The 14,268-nt window shown below is 33.4% G+C and carries 12 protein-coding genes; 6 read left to right on the top strand and 6 right to left on the bottom strand.

The annotated features are described in order from the left end of the window. Positions 1-31: 31 nt before the first annotated feature. Complete coding sequence (locus C1X07_RS00530; RefSeq protein WP_103068025.1) at positions 32-2,167, bottom strand: S9 family peptidase; 2,136 nt, start codon at positions 2,165-2,167, stop codon at positions 32-34. Between the two features lie 70 nt (positions 2,168-2,237). On the opposite strand from C1X07_RS00530, the gene C1X07_RS00525 reads away from it, so the two are divergent. Both C1X07_RS00525 and C1X07_RS00520 read left to right on the top strand, forming a co-directional pair. Beyond that, positions 2,238-2,564 (top strand): YbaB/EbfC family nucleoid-associated protein, encoded by a 327-nt coding sequence (locus tag C1X07_RS00525; protein ID WP_103068024.1) that lies wholly within the window; start codon positions 2,238-2,240, stop codon positions 2,562-2,564. 44 nt (positions 2,565-2,608) lie between these two features. Beyond that, positions 2,609-3,058, top strand: a complete 450-nt coding sequence (locus C1X07_RS00520; protein WP_103068023.1) for a thioredoxin family protein — start codon at positions 2,609-2,611, stop codon at positions 3,056-3,058. Between the two features lie 55 nt (positions 3,059-3,113). On the opposite strand, the gene C1X07_RS00515 is transcribed toward C1X07_RS00520, so the two are convergent. After that, positions 3,114-4,217, bottom strand: a complete 1,104-nt coding sequence (locus C1X07_RS00515; protein ID WP_103068022.1) for an OmpA family protein — start codon at positions 4,215-4,217, stop codon at positions 3,114-3,116. 233 nt (positions 4,218-4,450) lie between these two features. On the opposite strand from C1X07_RS00515, the gene C1X07_RS00510 reads away from it, so the two are divergent. Beyond that, positions 4,451-4,771, top strand: coding sequence for a YegP family protein (locus C1X07_RS00510; protein WP_103068021.1), 321 nt, complete (start codon positions 4,451-4,453; stop codon positions 4,769-4,771). A 30-nt stretch (positions 4,772-4,801) separates the two neighbouring features. Here the strand turns inward: C1X07_RS00510 and C1X07_RS00505 are convergent, their stop codons facing one another. The 3 genes from C1X07_RS00505 to C1X07_RS00495 all read right to left on the bottom strand — a co-directional run bounded on the left by C1X07_RS00505 (position 4,802) and on the right by C1X07_RS00495 (position 9,702). Further along, on the bottom strand, positions 4,802-5,848 hold the full coding sequence (locus tag C1X07_RS00505) for a threonine aldolase family protein (protein WP_103068020.1): 1,047 nt from the start codon (positions 5,846-5,848) through the stop codon (positions 4,802-4,804). Between the two features lie 182 nt (positions 5,849-6,030). Next, positions 6,031-7,269, bottom strand: a complete 1,239-nt coding sequence (locus C1X07_RS00500; RefSeq protein WP_128755162.1) for a lanthionine synthetase C family protein — start codon at positions 7,267-7,269, stop codon at positions 6,031-6,033. 18 nt (positions 7,270-7,287) lie between these two features. After that, a complete protein-coding gene (locus tag C1X07_RS00495; RefSeq protein ID WP_103068018.1) occupies positions 7,288-9,702 on the bottom strand; it encodes a zinc-dependent metalloprotease in 2,415 nt (804 codons plus the stop codon). A 113-nt stretch (positions 9,703-9,815) separates the two neighbouring features. On the opposite strand from C1X07_RS00495, the gene prfB reads away from it, so the two are divergent. The 3 genes from prfB to C1X07_RS00480 all read left to right on the top strand — a co-directional run bounded on the left by prfB (position 9,816) and on the right by C1X07_RS00480 (position 13,918). After that, positions 9,816-10,914 (top strand): peptide chain release factor 2 gene (gene prfB, locus C1X07_RS00490; protein WP_128755161.1). Its coding sequence is split into 2 segments (ribosomal slippage): positions 9,816-9,878 and positions 9,880-10,914, totalling 1,098 coding nucleotides; the frame shifts between segments, so codons are not numbered across the junction. A gap of 17 nt (positions 10,915-10,931) precedes the next feature. Further along, positions 10,932-11,273, top strand: a complete 342-nt coding sequence (gene arsC / locus C1X07_RS00485; RefSeq protein WP_103068017.1) for an arsenate reductase (glutaredoxin) — start codon at positions 10,932-10,934, stop codon at positions 11,271-11,273. A gap of 185 nt (positions 11,274-11,458) precedes the next feature. Beyond that, positions 11,459-13,918: a TonB-dependent receptor domain-containing protein gene (locus tag C1X07_RS00480; RefSeq protein WP_103068016.1), complete on the top strand. Its 2,460-nt coding sequence runs from the start codon at positions 11,459-11,461 to the stop codon at positions 13,916-13,918. 82 nt (positions 13,919-14,000) lie between these two features. Here C1X07_RS00480 and C1X07_RS24845 read toward each other — a convergent pair whose 3' ends face one another. After that, complete coding sequence (locus C1X07_RS24845) at positions 14,001-14,177, bottom strand: hypothetical protein (protein WP_164914060.1); 177 nt, start codon at positions 14,175-14,177, stop codon at positions 14,001-14,003. Between the last annotated feature and the right edge of the window lie 91 nt (positions 14,178-14,268).

The following is a 14,268-nucleotide window of genomic DNA, read 5'->3' as shown; positions in this document are numbered from 1 at the left end:
AAACGGTACGAAGTTACACTATTTTTTTGAATTAATCTTTTATACTTTCTAAATCTAACAAAAATGCATATTCTTCAGCCACTTCTTTAAGTGCTTCAAACCTCCCTGAGGCTCCTCCATGCCCTGCGTCCATGTTAGTATGCAACAATAATAGATTATCATCTGTTTTTAACTCTCTTAGTTTTGCTACCCATTTAGCAGGCTCCCAGTATTGCACTTGAGAATCATGCAAACCAGTAGTAACCAGCATATTTGGATAATCCTGAGCAGTAACATTATCGTATGGCGAATAAGACTTCATATAGGTATAATACTTTTCTTCGTTAGGATTACCCCATTCATCATATTCTCCTGTAGTTAAAGGAATACTGTCATCTAGCATAGTAGTTACAACATCTACAAAAGGTACTGCTGCTACTACACCATTATATAATTCTGGAGCCATATTAACTACTGCTCCCATCAATAATCCACCTGCAGATCCCCCCATAGCATATAAATGATCTGGTGAGGTATATTTTTGGTCTATCAAAAATTTAGAACAATCTACAAAATCTGTAAATGTATTTTTCTTTGTTAATAGTTTTCCGTTTTCATACCAGGATCTTCCTAAATATTCACTTCCCCGAATATGAGCGATTGCATAAATAAACCCTCTATCCAGCAAACTTAGTCTTACTGTAGAAAAATAAGGATCTATAGTAGATCCATAAGATCCATACCCATATTGCAATAAAGGACTATTTCCATCCTTTTGTATTCCTTTTTTATACACTAAGGATATAGGAATCTTAGTACCGTCTTCTGCAGTAGCCCAAACTCTTTCTGACACATAATTATTTTTATCAAATTTGCCACCAAGTACTTCTTGCTCTTTTTTTACTTCTTTCTCCTTAGTTTCCATATCAAAATCGATTACAGAATTAGGAGTTGTAAGAGAATTATAGGAGTATCTAAGCAAATGGGTATCAAAATCAGGGTTAGTACTCACATAGGCGGTATACGTCTCATTGTCAAAAGGAAGGTAATAATCAGCCGTTCCATCCCATCTCTTGACATTTATCTTATTGAGACCATTGTCTCGCTCGCTTACTACTAAATAATCTTTAAAAATCTCAACATCTTCTATGAGTACGTCATTTCTATGTGGGATAATATCTTTCCAATTATCTTTTGAGGTATCATCCTCTGAAACTTTCATTAGTTTAAAATTTGTTGCTTTATCAGCATTGGTTAGCACATAAAAGTGATCTTCATAATGTGCAATTCCATACTCTAAACCTCTAACTCTAGGCTGAAAGACTTTAAATTGCCCCATAGGATCATCTGCACGTAGAATCCTATACTCTGATGTTAGCGTACTACTAGATCCTATCACAAGATATTTCTTAGATTTTGTTTTATATACAAACGTATAAAAAGTGTCATCTGTCTCATTAAACACCTCTACATCTTCAGAAACGGGAGTCCCTAAAACATGTCTGTATATTTTGTTTGACCTAAGAGTTTCATCATCTTTTTTGGTATAAAAAAGGGTTTTGCTATCTGCTGCCCATGTGCTCCCTCCCGTTGTTGTTTCTATAACCTCAGGGTATATTTCACCTGTTTCGATATTCTTTATTCGAATAGTGTATTTACGCCTGCTTACTGTATCGACACCAAAAGCAGCTAGTTTATTATCAGGACTAATATTAAGACCAGACAATTTATAATAACTATGCCCTTCTGCTTCTTTATTACAATCAAAAAGAATTTCTTCCTGTGCATCTAGCGTTTCCTTTTTTCTGGAATAAATAGGATAGTCTTTCCCTTTTTCAAATCTAGTTAAATACCAATAGCCATTTAGTTTATATGGAACAGAAGAGTCATCCTCTTTAATACGCCCCTTCATTTCTTCAAAAAGAGCCGTCTGGAACTCTTTTGTATGGGCTGTCATCTTTTCATTATAATCATTTTCTCGCTCTAAATAATCAATAACTTCTGGATTTTCTCTTTCATTTAACCAAAAATAATTATCGACACGAATATCATTGTGTTTTTCTAGATTCGTTGGTTCTTTATCAGCAATGGGTGGTAAAACTTTAGTATCCAATGTAGTCATGGTATTTTTTTTACATGAAGTAGCAAAAGTAAGAGATAATAAGAATATAATGTGCGGAGTTTTCATAATAATCTTGTTAGTTTATTAACAGCCAAAATACTAATTTTGTTTTTACAAATTTTAAAAAAAAATAATCATGTTTGGAGATATGATGGGAATGATGGGTAAACTAAAAGAGACCCAGAAAAAAGTAGAAGAAACAAAAATGAGGTTAAACTCTGTTCTAGTTGATGAAGAAAGTACAGATGGTTTACTCAAAATTACGATCACCGCTAATAGAGAGATCAAGAATATTACTATTGCAGATGAGCTATTGAAAGATAAAGAGCAGTTAGAAGATTATCTTATTTTAGGTCTAAATAACGCCATAACCAAAGCCACAAAAGTTAATGAAACCGAATTAGCCGCTGTTGCAAAAGAAGGTATGCCGAATATTCCAGGTTTAGATAGGTTTATGGAATAATTTTTGATATTTTTAGGTAACGGATTTTTAATTATGAATAAGGAATGAATAAGATTTTTTTAATTTTTGTTTTTTTTAGTTTTATAGGATTTTCACAACAAGATTCAAAAGATCTTAGTTGGTTACAGGATTTTGAAAAAGCTAGACTAAAGGCGAAAAACAATAAAAAACCAATTCTAATGTATTTCAGTGGAAGCGATTGGTGTTCTCCTTGTAAGATGCTAAAAGAGGATTTCTTTGACAATGAAAAGTTTAAAAAATACGAAAAAGATTTCACTCTAGTTCTAGTAGATATCCCAAGAAGTTCAGATATTCTCACCGATGAACAGAGGGTACAAAATTATGAATTGCTAGATCAATATAACGAGGGTAAATCTTTTCCTTTGGTTGTCATTTTATCATCAAAAGGGAAAGTCCTTGATAAAATATCTGGATATAGTTCACTTAGGGACCCTAGTTTTCATTTTCAACTCCTAGATAAGTTTACAAAATAAAAAACAAAGAGACCTCTATTTGAGGTCTCTCGCAATTTTTTTAACATTGTACAAATTACTGAATTAATCTAAATTCGGTTCTTCTGTTTGCAGCATGTTCTCTTTCTGTACATGACACACCATCTGCACATCTGTTTTTAAGTCTAGTTTCACCATACCCATTAGCTACCAATCTACTTGCATTAATACCTTTAGATATCAAATAAGTTACAACTGATTGCGCTCTTCTATCAGAAAGCTCTTTGTTGCTTGATTTTGACCCTCTGGCATCTGTATGGGATGCTATTTCCATTTTAGTACCTGCGTTATTAGCCAACACTGGCATTAATCTTGTGTCTATTAAGTTTTTGGCCTCTGCCGTTAAAGTAGAACTTCCTAGATTCCAATTTATAGGTAATGCTGAATACTCTACAAGTGAACACTCTACCTCTTTCCAGGTTGTTAAACCTCCTTTTTGAGTAAGTACTTCTTTCGACACTTCTTCATATGTTGCAGGAATAACTACTTCTTCAGTATATGCATCTTTTACTAAAACCGTTTTGGTTATTGTTCCATACTCTGCCGGAATTTCTTCCTCAATAACTTTTGCCGGCTCTACTACTACTCTTTTTGTATAGGTATTACTTTGTTCTGTTATTGGAGTTTTTTGAGTCGTAGCGTCTGCTCCAAGTTTTTTAACAGGTATTGTTGTATATTCTGCTGGGTATCCTTTATAACACCAATAGCGGCAATCATCAGGATTACTAGAAGCACAATCAGGTGCCGGAGACCCTAATTCCCATTGTGCAAAAGCCGGTTTAACCTCTACTGTTTCTGAGCTATTCGTCAGTTTAGCCGGAATAACCTTTAAGGAAGAAGCCCCTTGTTTCTTAACAAATGTAACTGTTTTTGTCTCATATTTTGCAGCTACAACTCTTAACTTTTTTGAAGCTTCTTTGATTACTACTTTTTCGGTAACCGTTTTATACTCTGCTGGGAAAGATTTTAACTTTTTATATTCTGGGGTAATTTGCACTTTTGTTGTTTTGTTTTCATAAACATCAGGAGTTGTACAACGAACATAACATTTTCCCGGTTTTGGGTTTTCTGGCAAATCTTGTTGAGCTTGTAAATTAGTCCCTAAAAAGATAAGAAACACTAATAGCGTTATTTTTCTCATAGTTGAATGGTTTTTGTAGTGAATTTTAATTTAAATAATAAATTACGAAATTAATTTTTAACACACATTTTATTTCTTAATCATTATTAATAAAATTTATTATTACCGACAACCAGTCTCTTTTTTCGACAAAATACACCTTTAAAGTAACGTTACTTTCTAATACATTTTTCTTTCTCCTTTTAATTATATATTTTTAACAAAAGCTAAAAAATTAACTAAAATCTGACAATATGTTTGAACTCAAAAATAAAGAAGGGTCTAGCTACCACTTTACTTTAAAAGCTAAAAATGGGCAAGTAATCTTAAGTAGCGAGGTTTATAACAGTAAAGCTGCTGCAGAAAATGGAATCGCATCAGTTAAAAAGAATGCCTCTGAAGATGGTAGATATGAACGTAAGACTGCTAAGAATGGTAAATTCTTTTTTAACCTAAAGGCTGGTAATGGTCAGGTAATAGGGAGTAGTCAAATGTATGCTTCGGAGTCAGGAATGGAAAACGGTATCAATTCTGTTAAAGAGAACGCCTCTGGGGCAGATACCAAAGAAATTTAATTTTTTATAAAGTGTTAATAACAAAGCTGCTCATTGTATATGAGCAGCTTTGTTATTTATAAAGGTAACCGTATTTAATACTTCTAGAAAATATTCATGCATATTTTGAGTATAATCCAAATGAGTCACGAATCTCAATTTACCTTGCCCCATCCCATAGAAATAAATATCTTTTGATTTCATAGTAGAAATAAAATCTTCTTCATCACCGTCAATCGTAAATATGACAATATTAGTATCAATAGGCTCAACATGCTTAACAAAAGATAATTTTTCTAAAACATCTCCAATTTCTTTAGCCTTCTTATGATCATCGGCTAAACGATCCATATGATTATCAATAGCATATAATCCAGCAGCCGCAAGATATCCGACCTGGCGCATCCCTCCTCCCAAAATCTTTCTTACTCGAATTGCATTCTCCATAATCTTATCATCACCAATCAATATAGATCCAATTGGTGCTCCTAACCCTTTACTCAAACAAACAGAAATTGTATCAAAAACATCTCCATATTGTTTAGCACTTTCTTTTTTAGCAATTAAAGCATTCCATAATCTCGCTCCATCTAGATGATACCCCAGCTTATGTTCTTCACAAACTTGTTTAATTTTCTTGATTTCTTCAAAGTCATAACACGCTCCTCCTCCTTTGTTGGTCGTGTTTTCAATACAAACCAAACTTGTTAAAGGGCTATGATAAAAATCTGGAGGGTTAATTGCTCCTATAACCTGAGTAGCAGTTACCATACCCCTATGACCGTCTAGAAGTTTACAAGACACCCCGCTATTAAAAGAAACTCCTCCCCCTTCATAGTTATATACATGAGCATATTTATCGGTAATTAATTGCTCTCCAGGTTGCGTATGAAGCTTGATAGCGGCTTGGTTAGCCATACTTCCTGATGGAAAAAACAAAGCCTTATCCTTACCAAACATTTTAGCGACTTTGGTTTCTAATGCATTCACAGAAGGGTCTTCTTTATAAACATCATCTCCAACTTCCGCATTTAGCATAGTAGAAAGCATTTCTGGAGTAGGCTTAGTGACTGTATCACTTCTAAGATCTATTTTCATATTTTACTTATTGCTTAATAAATTAGTTAAGAATCAACTCAACCACTAAAAATAACATAATTTCGACTTTTCGAGCAGGGTTTATCTATAAAAAAAGCTTTTGCCAAAGATTAAAATACTTCTATGTCCAAAAATCCAATCAACAAAACCAATTATTATCATCAGAACAAACATAGAAATGGTTAACTAATCAATAAACATTCATCCCATTTAGTATCAAAAGGAGCCAAATGGGATATAATTGCTAATCCAATACCTGCAATACCTTCTAGTAAATTCACCTCAGGTTTATATTTTTCCTTTTCTGTTCCCTTGAATACCAAATATCCTGCAAATCCATTTTTATGAACCCCCATATCTAATGCTTGCTGTGCCCAAAAAACTGAAGTTTCTTTAAAAATTTCAATTTTAGTTTTTTTATACAAGTAACTGTATATATGAAACACTCCATATGCACCGTGACATAATCCTGCATCAACAATACCGGCTTCTTCAATATCTCTACGTTTGGTAGAATGTTTTAATATTGCTATTGCTTCATTATACAGATAATCATCTTTTAGAACTTCTCCTGCTCTTAATAACGAAATACCTATACCCAAATCTCCATAACACCAAGCTAATCTAGAATTAGCATTGATTTCTCCTTTATAAACAAACCAATTGGGAAATGAAGATACACATGACTTATCAATATTTTTGCAGCTAAGTATATATGCTACCGTATGAGATAAGAGTTTATGTGCTTCTTCATAAAAATCCTCATAAACGACTAACCTAGATAGAAAATTAATAATACTGGAAACTCCATGGGAGAGACCGAGGTTGCACCCTACAAGGTTTTTTTCCTCACTCAATACCGATTTCCACCATACTCCCTGATCACAACTTATGGAAGAATGCCTGAGTGCTTTAATCAACTTACTTATATATACTTTGTACTTATCTTTTAAATGCTCTGAAGTTGTATTTTGATATCTTTTAAAAAAATAAAACCCATACCCCATAGCTCCATGAAGAAAATCATAATTTTCTTCTTGTATGTCGGATTTCATTACTTCTAATAAAAAAACATCTAATTCTGCTGAAAGAAAATCATCTTCTAACGCTATAAACCCTTCTTCTTTAAGAAGCTCTAATACCCAACATGCTCCCGCAATACCAGTACAAAAAGTAGGATAAGAGAATCCTTTATTAATAAGTTCTATTGCCTCTGTAATAGTCTCTGCTCCTATTTCTGCATAGGTATCATCATCCAATAGTTTTGAATAGTAAAATTGAAACAATGCTATACCAGAAACACCAGACAAAACCCCTATTTCTTTATTTTCATATGCTTTAGTGCCCAAAATTGCACTAATCTCACTTAATTTATCTCTAAGTCGCTCTTCTATATCCATTTTCCCAATTACTAGTTTCAAATACTCTTTTTATACTAACTACTTCACAGTACACCTATAACTACCAATAGGTGAACCATCAGGAATTTTTGGAGAAGGTAATGTTTTAAACTTTTCTGGTTTATCTATAAATCTCATAATTTCATTAAGATTATACTTATTATATATTCCTTCGGTTACAGTACTTGGTTTAGTTTTAAGAAGTTGTATTAATTCATTTAATTTGGCATACGCAATAGCATTAACCTGAGGGTAAGCTCTCTTGTTTTTACTTAAATTCATAAGATGTTTTAAAACACTCGTTTTTACCATTTGCTGGATTTCTACATGGTAACTATTCTTAGCTTTAGTTTCAAAAGAAAATTCAATAAGCTGATCCAGCATTTCTATTAATCCTAGTTGGTTTTGATCCCTACTTTTTTGTTGCACTAATCTTGATGCTCTTTCGGGATGTAACAATAGAGAAAGGCTCATATCACTAGCAGTAGAAGCAACACTAAGAGCATCAAAACCTACTCCAGTTTTTCCAGCAAAAGATTCTCTTGTACGATTATAACCAAATGCCCTTGGGGGAAACAACTTTAACTTATTCTCGGGGATGGCTATAACATCTGGAGCTAATGTTTGTAAAACTTGTTTAAGTGCTTCTTTTTGTTTTTTTGGACTTACGGTTTCAACAATAGTTTGGTTATCTCCTTTTACAGCATAATTATAATTTAACCCTCCAATGAGCTTCACTGCTGCTTCTGTTTGATATCTATGAAAAAAATACAACGGCACAAAAACATCTTCAAGAACCGAATAGGGTTCATTGCTTCTAATATTATCAACAGAAAAATTATCAATTGCAACCTTTCTGACTTTTAGTACGTTTTCTAATTCTTCGGTAGCGCTTCTTCCATTATCCCATAAATGAGCTAATTCATGAGCTCCTCCCTGTGGTCTGGCATCACTATCAGAAATAAATCGAAGACCTGATTGATAAGCTTTATCCAGAATTTGATTAAGTGCTTGTTTTTCATCAATTCCTTTATCAAATTGAGAATAACTATAGGCAACTGTTATTTTATCCCAGTCTCCTATCTTAGTATCATAAGCATTAGACAAGTCTATTTTTCCATTATTTAACCTAACTGTTGGATGTGGATAATCCATAACAGAAGCTCTATCATTTGTACTTGCTGCAAAATTATGAGCAAACCCAATAGTATGACCTACTTCGTGGGCAGATAATTGACGAATACGAGCCAATGCCATATCCAACATTGGTTTATAATTATCATCTTTTGTGGCAAAAGGTTTGTTTAGCAAAGCCTGAGCTATCAAAAAATCCTGACGTATTCTTAGACTTCCTAAGCTCACATGCCCTTTTAGTATTTCTCCAGTTCTTGGGTCTACTACACTCGCACCATAACTCCAACCTCTGGTAGAACGATGTACCCACTGTATAAGATTATATCTTAAATCCATCGGATCAGCATCTTCTGGTAGCATTTTTACCTGAAAAGCATTCTTAAAACCAATTGCTTCATATGCTTGATTCCACCACCTGGCACCATCCAATAGTGCAGATCGTATGGGTTCTGGTGTACCTGGATCCAAATAATAAACTATAGGTTCTTTTGCTTCACTTACTGCTTGTTCCGGATATTTCTTTTCTAATCGATGTCTGATTATATACCGCTTAGTTATCGCTTCTTGAACAGGAGTCGAATAATCCATATACGAAATGGATATTGCTCCACTCCTCGGATCAAATTCTCGTTTCTTATAATTATCATCAGGTAATTCTACAAACGAGTGATGCTGAAGAACTGTGAGGTATTTTGAATCTGGAGCAACGGACTGAATGTTACGTCCTGTTGAAGAACCTTTGTAAGTGATCAAAGCTTCAAATTCTACATTTTTTGGAAAAGCTTTTGTTCGCTCAAGACTCAAACCACTTCTTGTCCTATCCACATTATACGTTCCTTCTTTCTGAGATTTTAATCTACTGATAATTCCATGGGTATCTTGCAAAAGAAAAGGTGTAAAGTCAATAATGTAAGAATTCGATTTATGTTCCTTTATAGGAAAACCAAACAGGACTGATCTTGCAAAGGCTTGCTCTACACTCTCTTTTTCAAGTTTATTATTGGTTATTGCACGAAATCGCTGATTAGGCTGAACAAGTAATAACTTATTCCCTGCTTTTTGAAACTTTACGACTACTCCATCACCTATCTGCCCTCTATCCAATCCAATGTCGTTGGATCCTAGGCCAGTTGTTAGCGAATGGACATATAGAAATTCTGTGTCGATTTTATCAACTTCCAAATAAATTTCATCTTTTGACTCATTATAATAGAACTTAAAATATCCATCAAATGGAGTAAGATCTTTTTGTTTTTCTAGAAATTGAGCCGAAATAGTATTAGCGATTAGAAGAAATAAGTAAACCAAATGTAGTTTCATGGAGTGATGATTTATGAAGAAGAATTTATAAAAGTTTTAAAACTATAAAATAATACAAAAAATATTTCTTACTGAACTGTTAAATCCTATTTTTGCCAAAAACAAATTACATTATGATCAATACTGAGACTTTACAAGATCTTAGAGAGCGCCTGGTTGCGTTAAGGAGGTATCTTTGACATTGATGCCAAGCTTGTCGAAATAACAAATCAAGAAGAAAAGACCTATGCACCAGACTTTTGGGATAATGCCCAAGAAGCTGAAAAATTGATGCGTGCTCTTAATGCTGAAAAAAAATGGGTTTCTGACTACGAAAAAGGAGAAACATTGGTCGATGACCTCGAGGTTCTCTATGAATTTTATAAAGAAGGAGATGCCTCAGAGGCTGAAGTTTCTGATCGCTATGAAGAGACCAAGTTGCATATAGAAGGGCTAGAGTTTAAAAACATGCTTAGTGATGAAGGTGATAGCATGAGTGCTGTTTTACAAATTACTGCAGGAGCCGGTGGTACAGAAAGCTGTGACTGGGCTAGTATGCTTATGCGTATGTATCTTATGTGGGCAGAAAAGCACGGCTATGCGGTTAGAGAGCTAAATTATCAAGGAGGAGATGTAGCCGGTATAAAAACCGTTACGCTAGAAATTGAAGGAGACTATGCTTTTGGATGGCTTAAAGGTGAGAATGGTGTGCACCGACTAGTTCGAATTTCACCATTTGATAGTAACGCAAAGCGCCATACTTCTTTTGCTTCTATTTATGTGTATCCACTAGCCGATGATAGTATTGAAATAGATATTAATCCTGCTGATTACGAAATAATCACTTCCAGATCCAGTGGTGCCGGAGGGCAAAACGTAAACAAAGTAGAAACCAAAGTACAGCTTACCCATTTTCCTACAGGTATCCAGATTTCTTGTTCAGACACTAGATCACAGCAAGAAAATAGACTAAAAGCATTACAAATGCTTAAATCCCAGTTATTCGAAATTGAACTTCAAAAACAAAGAGCACAACGTGATGAAATAGAAGCTTCAAAAATGAAAATCGAATGGGGATCGCAAATTCGAAATTATGTGATGCATCCCTATAAATTGGTTAAAGATGTAAGAACCGCAGAAGAAACAGGTAATGTAGATGCTGTTATGGATGGAAATATTGATCAGTTCTTAAAAGCCTTTCTTATGATGATGGGGCAAAAAAATGAAGATTAAAAACAAAACAATTAAAAATGACTACGATATATCATAATCCCAGATGCACTAAATCCAGAGAAACTCTTGCTATACTTGAAGAAAAAAATGAAGATATCACAATTGTTAAATATTTAGAAACTCCTCTTACTGAGCAAAAGTTAAGAGAGATAATTTCTCTTCTAGGTATTCCCCCTATCGATTTGGTAAGAAAAAATGAAGCTGTTTGGAAAGAGAAGTTCAAAACAAAAAAACTGAGTGATGATGAGATAATAAAGGCTATGTCAGAACATCCAAAACTTATTGAAAGACCAATTGTAATCAAAGATAGTAAGGCTATTATCGGGAGACCTCCTCAAAAGGTTATTGATATCCTTTAGTCCTTTACATAAATTAACAAAATATTATATTTCTCAAATTAAACCTTTTGAGAACTACATTGTCTAAATAAGCTGTACAAATTGCTTTTGTACAGCTTATTTTGTTTAAAACATTTAACAGATCATTAACCCCTACAAGACGTTACCTTAGATACATTAGACGTTATTTTATACCTTCTTATAACATGAATAAAACCCTATTCTTGATTTTTTTAGCATCAATATGGAGTGTACATGCTCAAAAAAGAAACTTTTCTAATAATCCAATTCAAGTTACGGGTTTACTATTAGATCAAAATTCTAATCAACCGTTAGAATATGCAACCATTGCTTTCTTTAGTCAAAAATCACAAAAAATTGTTACAGGAGGTATCACCGACGAAAACGGAAAATTTAGCATTGAAGTACGTCCTGGAGTTTACACGGTAAATTTTGAATTCATTTCATTTAAAACCAAAACCTTCTCTAAACAAAAATTATTCAAAAACACTGATTTAGGGGTAATAAAATTAGAATTAGATACAGAAACACTTGATGATATAGTAGTTATAGCGGAAAATACTACAGTAGAAATTAAATTAGACAAAAAGATTTACAACGTTGGTAAAGACCTTACTGTTAGTGGAGGTACCGTGAGTGATGTTCTGGATAATGTTCCTTCAGTTTCGGTCGATGTCGAAGGTAATGTAGCCCTTCGTGGAAATGACAATGTAAGAATTCTTATTAATGGGAAACCATCGGGTTTGGTAGGTCTAAATAATACAGATGCATTACGGCAATTACCTGCCGAATCAATAGAAAGAGTTGAAGTAATTACATCTCCTTCTGCTCGTTATGATGCAGAAGGAACCGCTGGTATCTTAAATATAATCTTACGACGTAGTAAGTTACAAGGTTTAAATGGGGCTATTACTATTAACGGTGGGTATCCTTTTTCCACAGGAATCTCAGGAAACCTTAATTATAGAACAGGAGATTTTAATTTTTTTACAACTTCAGGGTATAACTATAGAGAGATACCAGGAAACTCCTTATCCAAAACCAGATACCTAAATATTGATTCAAACGGAATTAACAATCCAGATACCTTCCTTAATGAAGAACGGGATTTTGATAGAATTCGTAAAGGGGTAAATACTAATATTGGGTTAGAGTGGTATGTCAATAAAAGTTCTTCTATAACAACTTCTTTTTTATATCGAAAAAATGACAAAGAAAGTAACACAACTAATATCATTACAGAACTAAACATTAACAATGAGATTCTAAGTCGAAATAAACGCTTTGATCCCGAAATCGAAGATGATATTACCAAACAATATTCTCTTAACTACACCAAAGATTTTGATAATAACGGTCACAAATTGACCTTTGACTTTCAAGTAGAAAATAGTAATGAAGATGAACGGTCAAAAATTACACAAGAAAACATTACAACCATAGAACTAGTAAATACACTAGAAGAGCAAAACCGCATATTATTACAGTCAGACTATATACAGCCAATAGGAGAAAATAGTCAATTTGAATTGGGATATCGTGGTAATTTTAATGAATTAGACACCAATTATCTTGTACAACTTGATGATAATGGAGTTATTAGTTTAGACACTGATTTATCCAATACTCTTGTGTATACCGAACAGATAAATGCTGCTTACGGTCAATTTGGTAGTAAATGGAATAATTTTTCGTATTTGGTAGGGCTTAGAATGGAGAATACCCGGATTACCATTGATCAACAAACCAGTAATGACTTAAGCAAGAAAAAATATTTAGATATATTCCCTACAATCAATTTGGGATATGAAATTAACGAAAAGCAAAGTATAACTCTTGGGTATAATCGTAGAATACGAAGACCTCGCTCCAGGTTTATAAATCCGTTTCCCTCGAGATCCAGCGCAACTAATCTTTTTCAAGGAAATGCTGATCTAGATCCTAGTTATTCTAATGCATTCGATTTGGGATACCTAAATCGAATGGGAAAATTAACCATGAATACTTCTATATACTACAACCGTTCTACTCAAGTTTTTACTTTCATTTCTGAAGACACAGGAGGTACAGTCATAATAGGATCTGATGAAAACAATCCTGGCACAGAGGTTCCCGTAATTAGAAAAACTCCTATAAACCTAACTAGCTCTGACAGATATGGTTTTGAGTTTACATTGACATATAACCCAAGTAAAAAATGGAGGTTAAACGGCAATTTTAATGCTTTTCTAAATGATGTAAAAGGAGATTATAAGGGTGAAAACCTAGATGCAAAAAACTTTAGTTGGTTTGCCAGACTTAATAATAAGGTTACTTTACCTGCCAAAGTCAATTGGCAGACTAGCATTTTTTATCGTGGTCCTAACGAAAATGCCCAAACCAAAAGTGATGGTATTTTTAGTATGAATATGGCATTCAGTAAAGATCTTTTTAAAGAGAAGGCTTCATTAACGTTTAATGTAAGTGACATATTTAATTCGAGAAAACGCATAAGTAATTCTACGACTTCGACATTTATTTCTGATAGTGAGTTTCAATGGAGAGAGCGAAGTTTTAACCTATCTTTTACCTATAGGTTTAATCAAAAAAAGAAAAGACAACGTTCTCAAAGAAATATTGATGACGATGACGGTTTTGGAGGATAATTATTTATTCATATCCCTTAAAAACAAAAGAGGAAGTCATTTTTGACTTCCTCTTTTTAAATATATAACTCAAAAATAGCTATTATGCCTCCTCAAGAGCTTTGCGCTTAGCTTCTCTTTTTAATTTAAAATTCTCTACATTGGCTCCAATAATCCAATAAGGAATTACAAAAGTTAATAAAAAGATCATTAACCAAAATCCTATGGTAAGGATAGTTAAAAATGCTAAAAAGCCAAGGTACTGATCGAATTCAAACATAATACTATTCTAATTTTCAAATTTCGTCAAAGATAGTAACTCTTATTTATATGTCATAGTAGAAATTTAAATTATTTTCAATTCTCTCAAC

Origin of the sequence: Aquimarina sediminis, assembly GCF_002895435.1 — a bacterium.
Classification (GTDB): domain Bacteria; phylum Bacteroidota; class Bacteroidia; order Flavobacteriales; family Flavobacteriaceae; genus Aquimarina; species Aquimarina sediminis.
Note: the sequence above shows the minus strand (reverse complement) of the source record. Positions and strands in the feature narration are given on the sequence as shown.